The sequence below is a fragment of the Burkholderia sp. LMG 13014 genome (assembly GCF_905232215.1).
Lineage (GTDB): Bacteria > Pseudomonadota > Gammaproteobacteria > Burkholderiales > Burkholderiaceae > Burkholderia.
On sequence record NZ_CAJNKE010000014.1, the window covers coordinates 1 to 17,822 of the forward strand.

The window sequence follows — 17,822 nt, forward strand, 5'->3', positions numbered from 1 at the left end:
AGCGCGAGCAGGGCCGCGATGCGAAGTACGAGGAACGGGGCGTGGGGCGTGCTGTTGAGATCACCGACCCGAGCAAACGCACGCCGGCCAGCGGTGGCGAAGGCAGTCTGAAAGAGGCGCGCGCCAAGACTGATGGCAAGCCGGGCGATGCCGCCGGAAGCAAGGCTTCCGCCGAAGGGCCGGCCGTCACGCCCGTAAGCCCGGATCGCGGAGCGGCAACGAAAGAGGCTCCCGGACGCAGCACGGGCGAGGGTGGTGCAGGCGATGCGCCCACGACCGCGGACCGCCTGCAACGGCTGAACGAGGGCATGGAGCGCGTGCGCGAAATGCACAAGCGCCTGGTCGACGACTCGACCAGCAGGGCCGATCCGTCCAACCCGTCCAGCGAACCGCGAAAGGAGCAGGACGCCCCGGTGGAGAAACCGGTGGACGATGACAAGACCAGCACCGACTGATCCCCGCTTCACCACCGCATCGAAGGCCCGGGCAACCGGGCCTTTGTTTTGGCTGGACCGGCTCGCCAGCAAGCAGGCGTCAGCGGTGTCCCGATGCCTTCGTTTTTTCGCGCACGCCAGCGGTATGCGAGCACCAACATCGAACCGTAAGTCGTGACCCGATAAAAACCCAGAAACGCCCTGAAAACAGGGCGTTTTTTTGTCGTACACGCTTGACAGCGGCATCGCCTGGAGCAACAACTAAAGCGTTGGTGCCAACGCTCACGCCGCAGCCCACTCGCTCTTTAACAACTTGCCCGAGGCCCCTCATGAACGACTTCCACCGTCGCACCGCCGACATGTCCGAAGCAGACCTTCAGCGCGCTTACCGCGCTTCATCGTTCACCGCATACATCGCCGGTTTTGCGTTCCTGTTAAACCTCACCTTTGCGGTCCTGTCTGCTGCCCACGGACATGCAAGCCTCGCGCTGGTGCTGGCTCGTATCGGTGCAGCAGCGTACACCGGCGCCACGTGGTTCAGCGGCGCGTTCCGCGCGTTCTTGCTTCGTCACCGCACGTTTGACGCGCGCGCGCTCGACCTGTTCCGTTCACCCCTGGAGTGGTTCCCGTCGCCGCTGGCGAACATCGCCACGATCAACGGTTCAGGCAATGACGTGCAACTGCTGCCGGCCGACGACCGGTCCGGCAAGTGAACGGGAGCCCACACCATGTACTCCCTCGCACTCAACATCGAGCACGCAGCCGACTCGGCTCAAGAACTCCCGGTCACGCTGCCGTGGCTGTCCGCAAAGATCATTCGTCGCGCAACAAAAACGGAAGCACAGCAAGCCCGTGCCCTCGTCCTGAAACGCGCCCGCGCACGCGCACGCGCTGAACGTCGCACGGCACGTATCGCGCAGCAGGCGCAGGCCGCGGCCAGTGCGGCGGCTTTGCGTCAAATGCTCGCCGCATGGGACGCATTCCAGGCAGAGGCAACGGCCCAGTTCGAAGAGCGGGCACGCGCGCGACGCTTGGCCCGCCTGCTGCCCGACGTGCAAATCCCCACGTCGCTCGCGTGGCAATCGGCCATCGACGGCATCACGTCCACACCTACCGCCGCGGTGAACGCATGAAAATCCCGAACCTGTTCAACGCTCTTCGCTACGTCCGTCCGGTGCTTTTCGTTGCGCTGGTGACCGTCAGCGCCTGGCAAGCCCTTGCGCTCGTGCGCGAGCCGGCCGACGCCGCACCGGCCCACGGCGTTTTTGCAACCGTGTCGCTGGTGATCGCCGTCCGCTTGTACGTCGCAAAACGTTCAGGCCTCAACCGCGTGCTGGGCACGCTCAACGAGCGGAGCAAATCATGAAAAAAGCCCTCCCCATCGCCGCCATGCTGCTGGCCCTGGCGTCGAACGTCCGCGCCGAAAGCGAGGACGCAAAAAAGGCCGAGACGGCCGAGGTCGTGGCCCTGTCGCTGCTCTTGCAGCAGGCCCAAGCCGCGTTGGCCCCGGCCATCGCGCTGGACGCGTTGCGCAAAGACACGGCCGTCTCGATCGCCGCCATTGAAGCGTTGATGAAGCACAGCCCCGCCATCGCGGACCCCACGCTGTACTGGCCTGTCGTGCAGAACCTCGACCGGCCCGGCCTGCTTGCGATTGCCCACGCTTACCAGGCCGCCACCGTCGCAGCGGCCACCGGGACACTGGGCACCGATGTATGGCTCACGGCGGCGATGTGGGGCGCCAACGGCCTCGTTTCACGGCTCGGAGGGTGAGGCCATGAACAACATCGCCAAACACGGCCTGCTGCTTGCCGTTCTCCTCGTGTTCACGGGCCTGCTGTTCACCGTGCTCAACCACGCGCAATCGAACTCCAACGCTTTCAACCTGGGTTGCATCGTGGCCGCGGCGGCTCTTACGTTCTGCGTTCACATGCTTCTGAAAGACGAACCCAGCCGGGGCGAGGGGAAGTGATCATGCGGACACTCGCCATCGCCATGCTGCTCGCTGTCCCCGCGTTCTGCACCGCGGCCCCGTTGCCGACGGCGGACGAACTGCGGTCGTTGTTCGTGGTGGAGAACCCACCGCTCGACAGCCATCTGTTCGGTGCGCTGCTGATCCGCAACCAACTCGACGTTCGACCGTCGCTCGCGTGCGATCTGCGCAAGGCCCATCCGACCGTGTTGATCCTGAGCGACCAGGAGGGCGGCGTTGTGCGAAACCTGAAAAATCAGGAGGCACCGCCGCCCGCCTGGGACGCCGCAGCGATGACGCCCGCCGCGTTCGGCGCGCAAGTCGAACGGGCCGGCAAGGTGCTGGTCAACGCGTGCATCGACGTTGACAACGCCCCGGTGGCCGAAGTGTTCGACAAAGACCGCAGTTATTCGAACGACCCGCGACAGGCCGCAGCGATCGCGGCCCGCTTTGCCAACGCGATGCAGTCCGCGGGCGTCGCCCCGGTGTTGAAGCATTACCCGGGGAAAACGGCCGTCTGCCGGCCCGTCACTTCGTTGCCGGGTTTCGAGTTGCGAAAGGGCAGCCATGAAGTCGAGCGATGCGATGGTTCAGCCGCCGCCGTGTGGGCCATGGCCGACGCCTTCCCGCTGAACGCGGCCCCGATCGTCATGCTGTCGAACCGCGTCTACCCGAGCGTGTCGCTGCTGCCCGCCGTGCTCGACCCGGTGTACGTCCAGCACTTGCGCGCTGCGGGCTTTCGCGGCCTGGTGATGTCCGACGCGCTGTGGGAGGTGTCGAACCGGCCCGAGGCGGTCGTGCAAGCGCTCAAAAGCGTCGACGTGGTGGTCGTCTCGACTCCGCGCCGTGTCGACGAGGCCATCCCGCTCATCATCGGCGCGTTGCAGAACGGCGCGCTGGACCCCAACGACATGCGCGCCAGGATCGACCGTGTGGCCGCGTTCAAGACCGCGGCGATCGCCCGGCGCAAGACCTCGCCCATCGACTTTTCCTCGTCGTTGGGTCTCATTCACCCCGACCGACACTGACCTGGAGACCACCATGCGCAACCTCATCACCACCATCTCCGCCGCGCTGATCGCGCTCACGGCCCTGCTCACCGCCCCAGCGCACGCGCAAGTCATCAGCTCGCAGGGCTACTACCAGACGGCCACGTCCGGCGGTTGCACCGCGGTGTTTTTCTCGCTCACGACGTACGACGCGCGCATTGCGTCGGCGTCTGGCAGTTTCACGGACTGGACGAAGATCACCGACACGTGCGGGCTGGCCCCCAGCAGCCAGGCCGACTTTGCGGGCATGGGCTACTGCACCGCCGGTCCGGTGTCGGACTCCGCGTGGTGCTCTGTGAGCGGCGCCGTCATCCGGTCGTGGACCGTTTTCCCGAACTGCTCGCGTCAACTCGTCAGCGTGACCGACGGCGCGGTGTACAGCGGCAACCCGGCCGCCGCGTGCGTTGGTGCTGTGAACACCAACTGACTAGGAGACCGTCATGAGCACCACGCATTTGCACACGCAAAACGCCTCGGTCGGCAGCGGCGACGAGCGCGACGATGCCACCCGTGAGGCGGTGGCGAAGGCCGAGGAACGTGCAAGGCAATACAGCGATCGAGGCATCACGTACCGGTTGATTGCCGTTCTTTCGTATGTCCTGGCGGCCATTGCCTTCCTTTGCCTGTTCATCTGCCTCCGCAACCACCCGTGGGCCGCGGGGGTGATCGGCTTTGGCATTATCGGCGCTACCGCCGTGGCCGTCCGGGTCGCGACCAGCAGATGGAAGGCTTGCCGCGCGGTGGTTGAAGAGGAGCGTGACGAAGCGGCCCGGCTGGTGGGCGACATTGTGCTGGGCGGCGATGAGGCCGCGGACGACGACCGGCCCACGAACCAGCACGACGACGACGATGAGGACGACGACGATGAGGACGACGACGAGGACCACGCAATCGACTCGGACATCGCGCTCGACCGTTTCACCGACCGGGCGATGCGCCACGGCCGCCGCGCGGCGACGTGGCTGCTGATCGGCGCGCTGGCCGAGGTCGGGGTGCTCACCGGGGACTGCTACGCCATAGCGCCGGTGCACTCGTTCTGGTTGATTGTGCTCACCACGATGATGACGAGCGCCGCCATGTTCACGATCGCCGGGCTGATCAAAATCCGCTGGGACCGGCATCGCGAGCGCATGGAGAGCGTGCTGCAGGACGCGATGGTGTGGCGCAGTGACGTGCAACAGAAAGAACGGGACAAGGCCGACGCGCTGGCGCAGCATTACCGCGATCGCGCGGACGAAGATCAACGCGAAGCGCTGGCCGCCGAACTGACCTGGAACGTCGGCCCGGCACCGGTGTACATCGACGCCGAGGGCCAACGCCACCCGACGGCCGAGCAGATCGCACTCGAGAAGCACGCGCGGCGCGAGTTCGGCGACCTCTTCGACTCGCTGGACGGGCCGGACGAGCAGCACGACGACGTGGAGTCGGACGACGTCCCCGTGGTGCCTGCGGTGCGTGCCTGGATGCAGCACTGGGCCGACATGAAGCCGGTTCGGCAACCGCGACCAGCACGGCTCGTGAAACGGCACAGCGACGCCGAGGGTCGGCGGCTTGAACGCGAACTGTGCCGGGCCATCAATAAGCACTGGACGGGCGCGTTTCACAAGTTGCTCGACGAGGGCGCGGACCCCAACGGATTCAACGGCAGCGGCAAGCCGTTGCGCATCGCTCTGCTGCGCGGACGGACGGAGTACATCAGTTGGCTTCTGGCGTTGGGCGCGGACCCCAACGGGCAGTGCTACGGCCGCACCATGCTCACGATCTTGACGAGGCAAATCGAAGATTATATCGACGAGGGCGCTGGTGAAGGCGACGACTTTGAATGGCCGGAGCGCATTGAAATGCTCTCGCGATGGGGCGCGAACCCGCACGTCGAAAACCAGTGGTACGACGAGGACGACGAAAGCGAAGGACCGACCGCCTGGCCGTTCATCCTGAAGCGCCCGGTGATTTATGAGGCGTACATGAAAGGTCGCAACGCCTGGCTGCAGGCCGACCGCGACGCGTTGACGTTGCTCGACGAAGCACGGGAGCGCGCGGAACTCGAGGCGTTCGCCGACGAAGCCGCTGCCCTGCTGAACCAGGCGCGCGGCATGGGACCGGCCTGACGCCGTGGCGATCGGCGCGTAAGCGAGTGAACAGGGCGGCGCAAGCCGCCCATTTTTTTGCCCGTTCGACCAGGCCAGCCCCCGATTTTCAGGGGTTTTTGGCCGCACACCGTTGACATCGAGGCCGGCTGGAGCGACAACTAAAGCGTTGGTGCAAACGCTCCAGTGCCCGCAGGCAATGCGGGTTCGTGCGTACCAGACCGCCGGTCTGCTCTACGCTCGGAGCCTTTGCATGCAACGCATCAACCCCTCGTTCAACCTTCGCCGTTCCGCCGTCAGCCTGGCCGTCCTCACGGCCGTCGCGCTCACCGTCCCGGCCCACGCGCAAGTTTCCGTCACCGCTTCGCAGCCGACGCTTGACCTCAACGGCGGAAACGGCGTCACGATCGGACCCGACAGCACCACGGTCATCGGCACCGTGACCAATAGCGGCATCGACGACGGCGGCAGTGACGCCGACGGTGTGGACACCAGCGCGGCCATCCGCACGTTCGACAACCCAACCGGCTCGACGATCAAGGGCAACCTGTACGGCGTGAACAACACTGGCCCGATCACGACGATGACAAACGAAGGCACGGTAGAAGCGATCCCGACGCAGCCCGGCGTGTTCAACGGAGCCACCGGTTCCATCAACACGCTCACGAACGGCGCGACCGGCACGATCGTCCAGTTCGAAAACCAGGGCAGCATCGACGCGATGAACAACGACGGCCTGGTCACCGCACCCGGCCCCTACGCCGCGGTGCAGAACGACGCGGGCGCAACCACCACGGCGTTCACGAACGGCCCGACGGGCGAAGTGACCAGCACGAACGCGGACGCCTTGGCGAACGACGGCACCATGCCGATCGTGACGAACAACGGCAAAATCCTGTCGACCCACGGCGACGGTGTGAACTCAAGCCAGCCCACCAGTTTCGTCGACACGCTCACGAACAACAACCTGATTTCCGGTTCCACCGGCGTCGACGCGGGCGGCACGTTCAACAACTTGAACAACACCGCCACCGGCGCGATCAACGGCACGGGCACAGCCGCCGTCGTGATCGAACCCGGCACCAGCACAAACGTGAACGACGCGGGCGTCATCGCGGGCACCGACGGCAGCGCCGACGGCCTTGATGTCAACGGTTCCGGGAACGTCAGCGTCACCGGCAGCGGGTCCATCGCGTCGACCGGGGGCGTGGGCATGAGCATCGGCGCGGGCGCGAACGCACGCCTGGCGATGCAAGACACTTCCAGCGTTTCCGGTTCGAGCGCTGGCGTGCAGGACAGCGGCGACCTGTTTCTCACCATGAGCGATACGAGCACGTTGTCGAGCACCAACGGCTCGGCGCTGAACGTGCTGGCCGGCGCGAGCGCGACCGTGAGCACCGACCGCGGCACGACCATCACCGCCGCAGGCGTGGCCCCGACGATCGACGTGGCCGGCAACGCGGCGCTGACGCTGCGCGGCACGTTGAGCAACACCGGCACCGGCGCAGCGCTGCAACTCGAGTCGACGGCCCAAGCCGCGATCGAGTTGGACGGCCAGGTGCAAGGTGCGATCAACAACCTGTCGCCGAACGCGCTCGTGTTGACCGGCTCGTCGGACTACACGAACGGCAACACGGCAGGCGGTGAGCAAGGCCTGCTCACCGGCGTCAACGGCGAGCAGTCGGTCATCAACAGCGTCGGGCAAGACCTGATGCTGAACCGCAACGTCGTGCTCGACGACACGGTGAACCTGGGTTCGAACACCCTGAGCGTCGGCGCGGGCGGCAACCTGGTGGCGTTCCGCCAGGTGGACGTGAACGGAAACGTCGACGTTCAGGCCGGGGCCACGTTCACGTCGCAGGTACAGAGCGCCGACGCGTATGGCCGCCTGATGGTCAGCGGCAACGCAACCACCGAAGCCGGTTCCACCGTCGCGCTCAAACCGCTCACGGCGTACAACCCGACCGCGGGCCAGCGGTTCGACCTCATCAGCGCCGCGGGCACCGGCTCGTACAACACCGGTGCGATCACGGCCAGCGTGGATGGCTTCAACGGCACCGTCACGCCGTCGACCGTCACGCACGACGGCCGCACGGACCTCGTGGTCACGTTGAGCAACACGTCGACGATCAGCACCGGAACCGGCACGTCGACCACCACCACGCCCAGCAACACGACGACCACCGAACCGTCGGCGCCGGACTCCACCACGACCACGACCAGCCCGACCACGACCACGGGCACCACGACCACCACCACGCCAGCCGTGGCCGATGTGGCGACCTCGCCCGTCGCACGGGCCGCGCTCAACGGTGTGCTCGCTTACACCGGCTGGACGCCGGGCCTGCTGAACACGTACAACGCGGCCGTTGCAGCAGCGGCGACGAGCCCGGCGCAAGCAAACGCGGCCGGCGCACAACTCGCGCCGACCTCGCGCGCCGTGGGCGCTGGCCTCGTGCGCAGCATGGCCGACGGCCTGGCGTCGACCATCGGCGCTCGTGCCGACTCGACCCGGAACGACGTGAGCCAGCAGTGGACCGTGTGGGGCCAAGGCGTGGGCGGGGCAGCGCAACAGAACGGCAGCGCGGGCGTCGACGGTTACACCATGGGCTACGGCGGCATCGTCGTCGGTGCCGACCGCGCCGTGGGCGATCGGGCGCGTGTCGGTGCGATGCTCTCGTACGTGAACGGATCGGCGAACGCCACGGGCGACGCCGGTCAGCACGTCGGTGTGAACGCGCTGGGCCTGACCGCCTACGGTTCGTACGGCAAGACGTGGTACGTGAACGGCAGCGTGGGCGTGTCCGAAAACGAGTTCAGCGAAAGCCGCAGCGTCGCATTTCCGGGCGTGAACGCAGGGGCGTCGGCGCACTTTCACGGTGAGGCCGTGACCGCCAACCTGGAGACCGGCCTGCCGATCGCGCTGGCGCACGGCGTGACCGTCACGCCCTACGCCGGCCTCTCGGCGATGTACGTCAACCAGCACGCGTACACCGAGGGCGACGGCGGTGCCGGCGTGGCCCTGAACGTCAGCGGTGCGAGCACGACCGACGTGCGCAGCACGCTGGGCGTAAAGGTCGAGCAGGCGTTCGACACGAAAGCCGGCACGATCGAGCCCGAACTGCGCCTCGCCTACGTGCATGACTTCAACGGTTCGACGCCCAGCACGACGGCCAACTTCGTGGGCGCGGGCGAAACCTCGTTCACGACCGTGGGCCTGTCCCAGCCGGCCAACCTCGCCGACCTCGGCCTGGGCGTGACCGTCTACCGTGCGCGCGGCTTGTCGTTGAGCGCACGGGCCGACGTGCAGATCGGGGCCGGCTACAAAGCGGAGAGCGTCATGGTTCAGGCGCGCAAGGCGTTCTAACCCAGCGAAGCGAAACGCTCCGGTGCCAGCCCGAAAGGGCTGGTTTTCCGGTACCGGGCCACCGGCCCGCTCACCGGAGCGTTTCCATGCCTCGCACCACCACCACATTCGCGCGGCTGTTCCTGGCCGCCGCTCTTGCCGTCGGCACGCAGGCCGCCATGGCCCAGTCCACCGGTTCCATCGCCACGGCGTTCAGCAACGCGTCCACGTCCTGGGTTGCGCTCATCAACCTGACGGTTGGGGCGTCGTTCCTGGCCGGCATCGTCATCTCGTGCATCGGCCTCATCAAACTCAAGGACGTGGGCGATGGGCGCATGGCACTCAAAACGCCGCTCTGGATGGCCGTCATCGGCGCGGCGCTGATCGCCATGCCGGCGTGGATCGACACGATGACGCAGACCATGAGTCTGGGCACGAACACCGGCACACAACTGCTGTCGCAAGCCGGCTCGTCCAGCATCCCCGGCGTGGGCGACGCGATGAACGGCATCCTGCTGTTCGTGAAACTGCTGGGCCACCTGGCGTTCTTCCGCGGCCTGCTGATCCTGAAGGATTACGGCAGCGACAAGCAGGGCGCCGGCTTGGGCCGTGGGTTGACGCACCTGTTCGGCGGTGCGGCGGCGATCAACATCAATGCCACCGCGTCCATGTTGGCGTCCACCTTTTTCACCGGCATCACCCTGCCGGGTGGGCTGGGCAGTTTCTAAACGAGGGAAGCCCGGGAAGCCGGGCCTTTTGCACCATGACCATCGCGTGGCTCACGACCTTCAACAACCTGCGCGACACCGCGTTGCGACGCCTGGACACCATCCGGCGCCTTCGGAAACTGTGCGAACGGCAGGCCAGCAGCGAGAACGAGCACGCCGCGTTTGCGACCGTCGTGCGTCTCGCGCAGGAGGACCACCACGACGCCGTGCGTGCGCTCGCGCAGCACGCGATGGCCGCACCGACGGACGACCTGCAAAGCCTGCCCGACGAGCCACGCCGACGCCTGGCCGGACGCGTGGCCGAAGTGGGCGCGGACGAGGCGGAGGCCACCCTGATCACCGCCGGCCTGGCGTTGGGTGCATCGCCGTACCCATTGCTCGCGCTCCCGTCCGTTGTCGCACGCGACGACCTGCTCGACCTCGTGCTCGCCGGTTGCACCGCGGCCGGCTTGAACGATGAGTCGAATGACCCGGCGATGTGCCGCACGTGGGAAACCGTGGTGTTCCCGTACCGGGGAAGCGTGCAAGACGACGAGGCCGCATGGGTCGAACGTCTGGCGACCTGCGTGCTGCCTCGCCTGGCACGGGCCGGCGCCGACCTCGACCGCCCGACACTGGGCGCGCCGACGACGCGGCCCGAGCGCACCACGTTGAGCGCGCGGGAACAGCGGGCTCACGTGCTCGCGACCGCGCTGGTGCGTTACCAGAGCGAGGTGTTGCACCAGGCGCTGCCTGGGAACGGAAAAGGAGAGCAGCAACGCAGGAGGTTGTGAGAAAAGGCCCTGAAACAGGGCCTTTTCTCTGTACGTCGGTTCGCTACGGATCGGGCCGCAGGCTGGACCAGGCGCGCCAGCGCACCGGGTTGTTCGCGTGAGCGCACGCGCAAAAAACCGGGGCCGGAGGCCCGCCGAGGCTGACGCCCATGGCTGGCGACGAGGCCGACCTGCACACACCTCGAAACCCGTGACTCGCTCACAGGACCGCCTTTTCTTCGACGCGTAGCACCGCCCGGCACCCGGCAAGGGTTCGCTGCGCCACGCCGTCGGCGTGCCCTGGCCTGGCGTCCGTTGATGCGGTGCTGACTCGCGTCAAGGCGGCTCCGTCGAGCGGCCACGAACGAGGAAACGCCATGTGCACGACGACCCGCAGACCCGCACCCGCTGAAGGCGACCGCCGCACCGTGGTGCTCAACGGCTGCCACATTTTCATGCTCTTCACCGGCGGCCGGTGGCTCAACGTCCACGTCGCTTGAACCAACGTCAAAAACAATGGGGCGCTTGCGCGCCTGGTCCCAGCCTGCGGCCCGTTGCCTGCGGCCCCGCTTCGCAGCGCATGATATTTGTATGTAGTCCGTAGCAAAAAGAAACACTTTTTTTCGCGAGTAAAACAAAATACCCGCTTACCGGCGTTGATTTTTTGCGGTGGTACGAGACACTACAGAGACAGGCAGCGCGCGACGCAAAGCCCCTCAAACCCAAGGAGACCATCATGCAAGCAACCATCGCAACCCGCACCGAATACCGTTTCACCGGCCACAACGATGTTGTGTACGGCCACGGCGAAACCCCCATCGAAGCACTCGACGACGCCCGCGCAACGCTGGGCGAGCCCATGATGACGCAGGCCGACATCGACGAAAACGGCTACCTCGTCGAGATCGAGCAGCAACGCGACGCCGACACGGGCGAATGGACCGACGTGAAGTAAGCCGGCCAGCGCAACGCTCCACCAGTGCCAGCCTGACGGCTGGTTTGGCGGTACACAAGGACCATCCCGGTCCTGGACCAAAGGAGCCGACCATGCACAACCTCACCACCGCACACCGCGCCCTGTCGATCGCACAAGGCATTGCCCACGACATCGCCGCGATCCAGCAAACCCCCGTCAAACTCACGAAGCATCAACGCGCCTGGGTCAAAGTTCCGGCCGACCGCCAGGCCGCTGCGCTCAAAGCGCTGGCGGACCACGAAAGCGGTGCGAAGCCCGCCGGTTCGTACGACAACGCCAGCCGCTGGTGGCCCGACGAAGAGTTCGAATGCTGCGCGATGATCCGCAGCCCGTCCCGTGCCTGGCCGTTCTCGAAACTCAAACACTGCTTGTCCCTGGCGCACAAAGAAGCCCTGCACGGCGCGGACCACGACGACGTGCTGGCCCTGCGCCGTGTGCTGAACGAGCGGGCCGAGGCCACGGACGCCGGCCTGCCGCTCGTGAAACGCGAGTCCCAGGCGTGGCTCAACACCCTCGAAGCGGGCCTGCTGCGCGAGGCGGCAGTGGAGAGCGCTGGCGCATCGCTCCCGGCCCGTGAGCACGCACGGCTCTGACGCCTGAAACGTCGACGCTCCCCTTGTGCCCGCCTCACGTGCGGGTCAGGGCGGTACAGACCAACCCGGTCTGTTCACCGAAAAGGAGCCAGTCATGCACATTCTCCGCGCCGCCTCCCGCTTGCTGATCGCAACGTTGGCCCTCGCATCCCTGGCGGCCTGTATGGACAGCACGGTCATGCAGAACAATGATCCCAAGACCGTCCAGTTGTACAGCGGTGGCAAGGTCGTTGGGCAATGGACGACGCAAGGCACGATCGAAATGACGCACAACGGGCAGGGCGCTTACTACTTCCGCGACGCGGCCACCGGGCACTTGATCCAGGTGACCGGCACGGTCGTCATCACCGCCTGGTAAGCATCGCAACATCATGGAGACCGTTATGACCACAGCGGCCGAACACGCCCCGCACAGCAGCGGCCTGACCCTGCGTCAGTTTGCCGAACGCTTCAAGGTTTCGCTTGCCACCGCCCGCAAATGGCTGGACGGCGACGCGCGACTCGACCAGGCGTGGGTCGAGTCGTTCGTGCCGCCACCGGGGCGCCACCGCTCGGTCATCGAGGCCATGGGGCTTCTGGCCTGTTCACAGGCCGCTGCGTTCGTCGGTCGCAGCGTGCCCACGTTGAGCCTCGCCGCACGGACCGGCGAACTGCCGTTTGTGCTGGTCAACGGGGTTCGTGCGTTCGACCGCGCGGACCTGACGGCATGGCTGACGGCGAAGAACACACCGCCCGCTGGCCCGCTGCTGTCGAACGCGGACGCCTGGCGCCTGTTGGGCTACGCAAACCGGGCGAGCATCACGAACCTGATCAAGGCCGGGGCGTTGCCGGTGGTGCTCGACGAGCACGGCAACAAGCGCGTGAACCGCGCCGACGTGCTGGCCCTGGCCAAAAAGCGCGAAGCGAGGAAGGCGAAGCGGGAAGCACGGGCCTGACCGACGGAGCACCATGCGAAAAGGCCCTGAAAACAGAGCCTTTTCTGCGTTCATGATGCTCACTGACTTGCCCACCGCCTCGCGCCCAAGGGCGCGACGTGTGCACAACCGGACTCTTGCGTGCGGCGTGGCCGCGGTCCGGTTGCACACACGCGAGGGCCGTGGACAAGGTGCTTCAACGTCAACGTCAACGTCACAGCGCCAAAACCAACCCAAACCTGGCGCGCGTCGCGCCTGATCCCAGCCTGCGGCCCGTTGCCTGCGGTCCCCGCTTCGCAGCGCATGATATTTGTATGTAGTCCGTAGCAAAAAGAAACACTTTTTTTCGCGAGTAAAACAAAATACCCGCTTACCGGCGTTGATTTTTCGCGATGGTGCGAGACACTGACTGTAGGCAGCGCGCAACGCAAAGCCCCTCAAACAGTGCCCGCCTGACGTGCGGGTCAGGGCGGTACCAGACCAACCCGGTCTGTTCACCGAAAAGGAGCCTTCCATGACCGCCGCCACCCTGAAGACCATCGAAACCGCGATCCGGCACAGCGTCCATTGCGTTGCGTTGACCCTGGGCAAGACAACAAGCGAAACCATGCGAATGACGTTCGACGCCACCGCGTTCGTCAGCGTGACCGTCGGCGGCGTGGGCCACGTGGTCCGGGTGAACCGTCAGGCGATGAACGGTTGCACCGCGATCGAAGAGTACGAGAAAAGCGGTTACGAGACGTTGTACCGCGCGCTCGACAAGGCGCTGGGCAGCGAGGTCAGATTTTACGAGATCGAACGCACAATCCTCAAAGCGGCGGAAAACGCTTTCGAGGACGATGACGCCGCACGGGTCGCGAAAGTGACGAACCTCATGACCGTGGTACGGGCCGCCGACGCCTCTGGCGATGCGGCGCTGCGCAGCATGGTGACCGAACTGCTGGTGCGCGCTCTGCTCGAACGGTACCCGGACGTGCTCCATGCCACGCGCGTCGCCCGCGTCGTCGCACACCTGTTCGACATCGGCCACACGCCGGTCGACGCCCTCAACGAGATGCGGGACGACTTCGCAGACGCTTATAAGCGCATCGAGGCCTCCACCGGCGTGAAACTCGAAGCACTCCGCAAAGCCGCGATGGCGCCCGTCGCCGAGGTCGGCGACACCATCGACGGACTGTTCACCGACGTGGTGTTTCCGAAGGTCGCTTAACAATGCAAAAAGGCCCTGTTTCCAGGGCCTTTTATGCGTTCATGATGCTCACTGACTTGCCCACCGCCTCGCGCTGCGCGCGACCCGTGGAAAAACGGACTCTTGCGTGCGGCAAGGCCGCGGTCCGTTTTCCCACCGGCACGGGCCGTGGACAAGTCTGTGTTTCAGATGTCCCAGGCGACGAGCCGCCACACTAGAATGCCCGCGTTGAGCACGCCCAGCACCACCGCGAACACGGCGACGCCGTGCTCCTGCAGCCACGGCGAGAGATTCAGGAGCGCGGCCATCGCGAGCCAGGCGCAGCCGGCGACACCGATCAACGCAAGGGTGCCGATGCCGTTGCCGAGGTTTCTCGCGGCTTGGCCCGCGTACGCACGGGCACCGCTGCTTTTCGGCCATCGCAACCGGTTCGTTAAACGGAACGCGCCGACGTTGCAAGCGCCGATGATGAGGGCGAGTAGGAGGAGTGCTATCGCGGACACGATGGTTTGCATGGTGATCCTTTTTCTTATTGGTGGTTTTTTTGTGTCGTGAAAAACGGCCCCCGAAGGGGCCGTTGGCAACATCACCGGCAGGTCATTGCAGGAAACTGTTCAGGCGTTGGTAGAGCGTTTGTTCCAGGCTGTTCCCGCTCGGATCGTCGGCGGTGTGCAGGTAGAGCGGTGACCCGTTCGAGTCTTTGAAGGTCGCGCTGAACGCCTGGTCGAACGCCGTCTCCAGGCGCGTGTCGATGGTGCCCGGAGCCTGCGACGCGCACACGTTGTACTTACCGGCGGGCAGCATTCCAGCGGTCTGCGAAGCCGGCGGGATCAGGCCCGCCGGGATCGGCTGGACGCAGAGCGCGGTGGCGGCGGCCTTGTACGTCGCGAGGAACGTTTTCAGGCCGGTGAGCCCGAAGCCCAAGCCGCCCGGCGCGGTGCTGGTCAGGTATTGAACCGTCGCTTCGTAACCGCCGTACGCATTCAGGTCCGCGTTCGAGTTGTTGGCGGTCAACAGGTCCGACGCCTGCACGGTCGCGAGCACGCTGGCCTTCGTCCCGATGCTCTGCCCAGCGACCGTCGTGGCGGTGCCCTCCTGGAACCAGACTTCGGTTCCACCGAACGGTTCGGTCATGGAGTACAGCGCGGCGTGCGTGGACTCGTGGATGAACAACGGTGCCATGGCGTCGAGCGACGTGGCACCCGCGAAGCGTGCATCAAAGTTCGGGCTATCGGCCGACATGACTTGCATGACCGGGCCGGGTGCGCCAAGGCCGGTTTGGCCTGTCACGGCCGTGCCGGTTTCGCCGAGGCTCGTGCCGAGCGCCGTGTCGACGCACAACTGAACCTTGTTCGTGCCGTCGAACGCCACGCCCGTGGCCGGCAGGCCCAGCGCCGCGCGAACCGTGGGGACCGCCTTGTTCTCAAACAGGTCAGCGGCCAGTTCCTGGGCCTTGACGCTGGCGCCGTTCGCAGCAAACACCACCACGTCCGGCGCGTCGACCACCGTGGTGCTCACGAGCGCAGCGCTCGAACAGGACGAGACGATGCCGCTGCTGCCGACGTTGTACGCCGGGCCGGTGTAGTTCGTCACCACGTCCCCGGCGATGTCGGCGGGCGGGTTGTAAGCGGCGAGAAGCGCAGCCCCGTTCGTGCTGGTCGTCGTGCCGGTGCCGGTTCCAGTGCTACCGCCCGACGAACCACCGCCACCACCACCGCCACCGCAAGCGGCGAGGGCCAAGGACACGGCCGCAGCCGCGGCCAACGTTTTGAGACTGTTTTGCAGCGTGTTCATAAAACCCCCGAAGGTGATGGTGATGGTGCTGATGGTTGGTACGTGTTGACGCGGTCGCATCGTAACTCCAGTAGGCCAAAATGGCCTAAAGTTTTCGTGCGTCAGGGCGGTCGTGCGTTTAACATGTCGTTATGCCCTCATTTGAAAAAATCCGAACCCAGCGTGTACTCGCGACGGCGACACACTTGCGATCGCTTCGCGAGGACGCTGGGCTGAACCAGACCGACCTCGCTCTGGCGCTGGGCATCGACCAATCGACGGTCTCAAAGTTCGAAAAAGGAGCCCGGTCGTGCGACCTGCTGTTCTACCTCGACTGGTGCCGGGCCTGCGGCGTGCAGCCGGTGAAGGCCCTTGCGGCGCTCGCGAAGGCCGGAGCGTAAAAGGGTCAACGGTCCCGGCCCTCCACCAGCCGCTGCTCGGCGGCCAGCCGTCGCGCCAGGCCGTACTCGAGGATCGCCAGGCGGTCCTCGCGCGAGTAGACGTTGTTGCCGTCATCGTCCACGCCGACCGGCTCGCAAGGGCGACGCCGCGGCGACGCCTCCCGTTTTGCGCTGGGCCGTGACCACCGGCGCAGCGCTTCGACGACGTGACGCCACACCCTCATGTTTTTTCGCGTGCTCATGATCGCCTCCACAAATCAGCGTAAGCCTGGCGCGCTTCCACGCGCTGCTCGCCCCTGTACGACAGGCCCAGCCACCGGTCGAAATGCTCGTCGTCGGCCCGGTCCAGCCCGGCGGTCAGCATCGCCACGGCGCCCAACAGGAGCGGGAAGGCGGCCAGCGCGAACGGCGGCGGCAGCAGGCCGCGCAGCGTGAACAGCAGCACCACCACGCCCGCAGCGGCCACAGCGCCCGACGTGAGCACGGCTACAGCGACGCCCGGCACCGACACGCCGCGCGCACGCGCCGGGCTTTCCACCGGCACGGCCACGGGCTCTACGTCGTCGGCGGTGTTGAACCAGGGGTCATGTTCGTTCAGTTCGTTCATGGCGCGCTCCAGAAGTCTTTGTCGAAAAATACGAGGTGCGCGAACATCGCCAGTTCGAGCAGGACGGCCGTGCTCCACGTCGTCAGCACCACAGGCCGTGGCGCGTCGAGGGCAATCATGGTGATGCCGACCGCGATCAGCAGAAACGCCAGGCAACCCGGCAGGACGTAGTTGTAAAACATCGAGGTTTGTGTCGTCATACGACCTCCTTTATGGACGCGCGCAACTCGTAAAGCCGCAACCAGGCGCGCGCATAGCCCCGGTTCGCTTGTTCAAGTTTTTCGACAGCACAGCCCGTACGTTGACGCAGCACGACGGCAGCGACGACGGAAGCCGCGACGATCGCAAGACCGCACACGCCGACGGTCCAGAAGCCAACGGCTTGCCGCGCGGGCGTGCTCGGCTTGAGCGGCGTGAACGGCAACACCACGTCGAGCAGCACGGCCAGGCCAGCGAACGCGGCGTACCCCGCCATCCGTTGCGCGTCGCGCAGGCGACGAAGCGTCCGACGGGCCGCACTGCGCTCGTACTTGTACTTGTAGCGACGTGCGACGTAGCGCCGCTCGCGGTCGGACATGCTCATGACGTTGACCCAACGTTTTTCAAGGGGGTGCCGTGCAGAGCGGCGTAACGGTCGATGAACGCCCGGCGTTCGGCCGGTGTGAGGCTTTCCATCGCGAGCAGGGCGGCGCCGATGTAGTTGGTTCGGGTCACCGACTGGCGTTCACGGTCGACGTTTGCCCCGACACTGCGCACGAGCGCGAGGGACGCACGCCAGCGGTCGGCCGCGTGCTGTTCTTTCCAGCGATACCACCGCGTTGTCGATTTTGCTGATGCCATTCGAAACTCCAGGAAAAGCGTTGGTGCCAACACCTCTAGTACTACCAGGTACGTTCGGAGAGTCCAGCGCCAACGAGCGCTTTTGCTGGGAACGGACGAAAAAAATGGAGGCCGGAGGCCTCCTCGATCCGCTCACGCGGCCGATCGCCTGCGGCGGTCGA

The 17,822-nt window shown here is 65.9% G+C and carries 26 protein-coding genes; 19 read left to right on the forward strand and 7 right to left on the reverse strand.

All coding sequences use genetic code 11. The features are described from left to right. The 18 genes from JYJ84_RS03685 to JYJ84_RS03765 form a co-directional block, all read left to right on the forward strand. A partial coding sequence (locus tag JYJ84_RS03685) for a hypothetical protein (protein ID WP_205189118.1) occupies positions 1–455 on the forward strand: 455 nt, incomplete at its 5' end. Positions 456–763: 308 nt separating this feature from the next. Continuing rightward, positions 764–1,147, forward strand: coding sequence for a hypothetical protein (locus JYJ84_RS03690; protein WP_205182908.1), 384 nt, complete (start codon positions 764–766; stop codon positions 1,145–1,147). 15 nt (positions 1,148–1,162) lie between these two features. Continuing rightward, positions 1,163–1,567, forward strand: coding sequence for a hypothetical protein (locus JYJ84_RS03695; RefSeq protein ID WP_205182909.1), 405 nt, complete (start codon positions 1,163–1,165; stop codon positions 1,565–1,567). Continuing rightward, positions 1,564–1,800 carry a hypothetical protein gene (locus tag JYJ84_RS03700; protein ID WP_205182910.1) on the forward strand — a complete coding sequence of 79 codons (237 nt, stop codon included), beginning with the start codon at positions 1,564–1,566 and terminating at the stop codon, positions 1,798–1,800. Before JYJ84_RS03695 ends, JYJ84_RS03700 begins: the two co-directional genes overlap by 4 nt. Further along, positions 1,797–2,207, forward strand: coding sequence for a hypothetical protein (locus JYJ84_RS03705; RefSeq protein ID WP_205182911.1), 411 nt, complete (start codon positions 1,797–1,799; stop codon positions 2,205–2,207). The genes JYJ84_RS03700 and JYJ84_RS03705 overlap by 4 nt, the downstream gene beginning before the upstream one ends. A 4-nt stretch (positions 2,208–2,211) precedes the next feature. Further along, positions 2,212–2,406, forward strand: coding sequence for a hypothetical protein (locus JYJ84_RS03710; RefSeq protein WP_205182912.1), 195 nt, complete (start codon positions 2,212–2,214; stop codon positions 2,404–2,406). A 2-nt stretch (positions 2,407–2,408) separates the two neighbouring features. Next, a complete protein-coding gene (locus JYJ84_RS03715; protein ID WP_205182913.1) occupies positions 2,409–3,434 on the forward strand; it encodes a glycoside hydrolase family 3 N-terminal domain-containing protein in 1,026 nt (341 codons plus the stop codon). A gap of 13 nt (positions 3,435–3,447) precedes the next feature. Continuing rightward, positions 3,448–3,882, forward strand: a complete 435-nt coding sequence (locus JYJ84_RS03720; RefSeq protein WP_205182914.1) for a hypothetical protein — start codon at positions 3,448–3,450, stop codon at positions 3,880–3,882. A gap of 13 nt (positions 3,883–3,895) precedes the next feature. Further along, complete coding sequence (locus tag JYJ84_RS03725) at positions 3,896–5,563, forward strand: ankyrin repeat domain-containing protein (RefSeq protein WP_205182915.1); 1,668 nt, start codon at positions 3,896–3,898, stop codon at positions 5,561–5,563. Between the two features lie 232 nt (positions 5,564–5,795). Beyond that, positions 5,796–8,909 (forward strand): autotransporter domain-containing protein, encoded by a 3,114-nt coding sequence (locus JYJ84_RS03730; protein WP_205182922.1) that lies wholly within the window; start codon positions 5,796–5,798, stop codon positions 8,907–8,909. A gap of 86 nt (positions 8,910–8,995) precedes the next feature. Further along, entirely contained in the window at positions 8,996–9,616 is a 621-nt protein-coding gene (locus JYJ84_RS03735; RefSeq protein WP_205182924.1) for a hypothetical protein, read from the forward strand. Positions 9,617–9,651: 35 nt separating this feature from the next. Then, positions 9,652–10,389 (forward strand): hypothetical protein, encoded by a 738-nt coding sequence (locus JYJ84_RS03740; RefSeq protein ID WP_205182926.1) that lies wholly within the window; start codon positions 9,652–9,654, stop codon positions 10,387–10,389. 356 nt (positions 10,390–10,745) lie between these two features. Then, positions 10,746–10,868, forward strand: a complete 123-nt coding sequence (locus JYJ84_RS38215; RefSeq protein WP_275890702.1) for a hypothetical protein — start codon at positions 10,746–10,748, stop codon at positions 10,866–10,868. A 236-nt stretch (positions 10,869–11,104) separates the two neighbouring features. Continuing rightward, complete coding sequence (locus JYJ84_RS03745) at positions 11,105–11,323, forward strand: hypothetical protein (protein ID WP_205182928.1); 219 nt, start codon at positions 11,105–11,107, stop codon at positions 11,321–11,323. 92 nt (positions 11,324–11,415) lie between these two features. Then, a complete protein-coding gene (locus JYJ84_RS03750; RefSeq protein WP_205182930.1) occupies positions 11,416–11,937 on the forward strand; it encodes a hypothetical protein in 522 nt (173 codons plus the stop codon). Between the two features lie 94 nt (positions 11,938–12,031). After that, entirely contained in the window at positions 12,032–12,295 is a 264-nt protein-coding gene (locus JYJ84_RS03755) for a hypothetical protein (RefSeq protein WP_205182933.1), read from the forward strand. Between the two features lie 25 nt (positions 12,296–12,320). Then, positions 12,321–12,872 carry a helix-turn-helix domain-containing protein gene (locus JYJ84_RS03760; protein ID WP_205182936.1) on the forward strand — a complete coding sequence of 184 codons (552 nt, stop codon included), beginning with the start codon at positions 12,321–12,323 and terminating at the stop codon, positions 12,870–12,872. Between the two features lie 493 nt (positions 12,873–13,365). Next, entirely contained in the window at positions 13,366–14,061 is a 696-nt protein-coding gene (locus tag JYJ84_RS03765; RefSeq protein WP_205182939.1) for a hypothetical protein, read from the forward strand. A gap of 164 nt (positions 14,062–14,225) precedes the next feature. Here the strand turns inward: JYJ84_RS03765 and JYJ84_RS03770 are convergent, their stop codons facing one another. Continuing rightward, positions 14,226–14,555, reverse strand: coding sequence for a hypothetical protein (locus JYJ84_RS03770; protein ID WP_205182942.1), 330 nt, complete (start codon positions 14,553–14,555; stop codon positions 14,226–14,228). 82 nt (positions 14,556–14,637) lie between these two features. Next, positions 14,638–15,834 (reverse strand): hypothetical protein, encoded by a 1,197-nt coding sequence (locus tag JYJ84_RS03775; RefSeq protein ID WP_240201827.1) that lies wholly within the window; start codon positions 15,832–15,834, stop codon positions 14,638–14,640. Between the two features lie 185 nt (positions 15,835–16,019). Here JYJ84_RS03775 and JYJ84_RS03780 point away from each other — a divergent pair, with 185 nt between their 5' ends. After that, complete coding sequence (locus JYJ84_RS03780; RefSeq protein ID WP_374102084.1) at positions 16,020–16,214, forward strand: helix-turn-helix domain-containing protein; 195 nt, start codon at positions 16,020–16,022, stop codon at positions 16,212–16,214. 5 nt (positions 16,215–16,219) lie between these two features. Here JYJ84_RS03780 and JYJ84_RS03785 read toward each other — a convergent pair whose 3' ends face one another. Genes JYJ84_RS03785 through JYJ84_RS03805 form a run of 5 tightly spaced genes read right to left on the reverse strand, consistent with a single transcriptional unit; the run spans position 16,220 to position 17,661 of the window. Further along, a complete protein-coding gene (locus JYJ84_RS03785; protein ID WP_205182947.1) occupies positions 16,220–16,456 on the reverse strand; it encodes a hypothetical protein in 237 nt (78 codons plus the stop codon). After that, the gene (locus JYJ84_RS03790; RefSeq protein WP_205182958.1) at positions 16,453–16,821 is read right to left on the reverse strand and encodes a hypothetical protein; all 369 of its coding nucleotides are present in this window, start codon (positions 16,819–16,821) and stop codon (positions 16,453–16,455) included. The genes JYJ84_RS03785 and JYJ84_RS03790 overlap by 4 nt, the downstream gene beginning before the upstream one ends. Further along, a complete protein-coding gene (locus JYJ84_RS03795; RefSeq protein WP_205182961.1) occupies positions 16,818–17,021 on the reverse strand; it encodes a hypothetical protein in 204 nt (67 codons plus the stop codon). The genes JYJ84_RS03790 and JYJ84_RS03795 overlap by 4 nt, the downstream gene beginning before the upstream one ends. Next, the gene (locus JYJ84_RS03800) at positions 17,018–17,398 is read right to left on the reverse strand and encodes a hypothetical protein (protein ID WP_205182964.1); all 381 of its coding nucleotides are present in this window, start codon (positions 17,396–17,398) and stop codon (positions 17,018–17,020) included. The genes JYJ84_RS03795 and JYJ84_RS03800 overlap by 4 nt, the downstream gene beginning before the upstream one ends. Before the next feature lie 2 nt (positions 17,399–17,400). Continuing rightward, positions 17,401–17,661, reverse strand: coding sequence for a hypothetical protein (locus tag JYJ84_RS03805; RefSeq protein ID WP_205182967.1), 261 nt, complete (start codon positions 17,659–17,661; stop codon positions 17,401–17,403). Positions 17,662–17,822: the final 161 nt, after the last annotated feature.

Bases quoted from the DNA above. Each gene is read 5' to 3' on its own strand.
- JYJ84_RS03760 (WP_205182936.1), top strand. From the start codon at position 12,321: ATGACCACAGCGGCCGAACACGCCCCGCACAGCAGCGGCCTGACCCTG.
- JYJ84_RS03765 (WP_205182939.1), top strand. From the start codon at position 13,366: ATGACCGCCGCCACCCTGAAGACCATCGAAACCGCGATCCGGCACAGC.
- JYJ84_RS03745 (WP_205182928.1), top strand. From the start codon at position 11,105: ATGCAAGCAACCATCGCAACCCGCACCGAATACCGTTTCACCGGCCAC.
- JYJ84_RS03800 (WP_205182964.1), bottom strand. From the start codon at position 17,398: ATGTCCGACCGCGAGCGGCGCTACGTCGCACGTCGCTACAAGTACAAG.
- JYJ84_RS38215 (WP_275890702.1), top strand. From the start codon at position 10,746: ATGTGCACGACGACCCGCAGACCCGCACCCGCTGAAGGCGACCGCCGC.
- JYJ84_RS03735 (WP_205182924.1), top strand. From the start codon at position 8,996: ATGCCTCGCACCACCACCACATTCGCGCGGCTGTTCCTGGCCGCCGCT.
- JYJ84_RS03740 (WP_205182926.1), top strand. From the start codon at position 9,652: ATGACCATCGCGTGGCTCACGACCTTCAACAACCTGCGCGACACCGCG.
- JYJ84_RS03695 (WP_205182909.1), top strand. From the start codon at position 1,163: ATGTACTCCCTCGCACTCAACATCGAGCACGCAGCCGACTCGGCTCAA.
- JYJ84_RS03755 (WP_205182933.1), top strand. From the start codon at position 12,032: ATGCACATTCTCCGCGCCGCCTCCCGCTTGCTGATCGCAACGTTGGCC.
- JYJ84_RS03795 (WP_205182961.1), bottom strand. From the start codon at position 17,021: ATGACGACACAAACCTCGATGTTTTACAACTACGTCCTGCCGGGTTGC.
- JYJ84_RS03705 (WP_205182911.1), top strand. From the start codon at position 1,797: ATGAAAAAAGCCCTCCCCATCGCCGCCATGCTGCTGGCCCTGGCGTCG.
- JYJ84_RS03725 (WP_205182915.1), top strand. From the start codon at position 3,896: ATGAGCACCACGCATTTGCACACGCAAAACGCCTCGGTCGGCAGCGGC.
- JYJ84_RS03700 (WP_205182910.1), top strand. From the start codon at position 1,564: ATGAAAATCCCGAACCTGTTCAACGCTCTTCGCTACGTCCGTCCGGTG.
- JYJ84_RS03690 (WP_205182908.1), top strand. From the start codon at position 764: ATGAACGACTTCCACCGTCGCACCGCCGACATGTCCGAAGCAGACCTT.
- JYJ84_RS03775 (WP_240201827.1), bottom strand. From the start codon at position 15,834: ATGAACACGCTGCAAAACAGTCTCAAAACGTTGGCCGCGGCTGCGGCC.
- JYJ84_RS03750 (WP_205182930.1), top strand. From the start codon at position 11,416: ATGCACAACCTCACCACCGCACACCGCGCCCTGTCGATCGCACAAGGC.
- JYJ84_RS03715 (WP_205182913.1), top strand. From the start codon at position 2,409: ATGCGGACACTCGCCATCGCCATGCTGCTCGCTGTCCCCGCGTTCTGC.
- JYJ84_RS03710 (WP_205182912.1), top strand. From the start codon at position 2,212: ATGAACAACATCGCCAAACACGGCCTGCTGCTTGCCGTTCTCCTCGTG.
- JYJ84_RS03785 (WP_205182947.1), bottom strand. From the start codon at position 16,456: ATGAGCACGCGAAAAAACATGAGGGTGTGGCGTCACGTCGTCGAAGCG.
- JYJ84_RS03720 (WP_205182914.1), top strand. From the start codon at position 3,448: ATGCGCAACCTCATCACCACCATCTCCGCCGCGCTGATCGCGCTCACG.
- JYJ84_RS03805 (WP_205182967.1), bottom strand. From the start codon at position 17,661: ATGGCATCAGCAAAATCGACAACGCGGTGGTATCGCTGGAAAGAACAG.
- JYJ84_RS03770 (WP_205182942.1), bottom strand. From the start codon at position 14,555: ATGCAAACCATCGTGTCCGCGATAGCACTCCTCCTACTCGCCCTCATC.
- JYJ84_RS03730 (WP_205182922.1), top strand. From the start codon at position 5,796: ATGCAACGCATCAACCCCTCGTTCAACCTTCGCCGTTCCGCCGTCAGC.
- JYJ84_RS03790 (WP_205182958.1), bottom strand. From the start codon at position 16,821: ATGAACGAACTGAACGAACATGACCCCTGGTTCAACACCGCCGACGAC.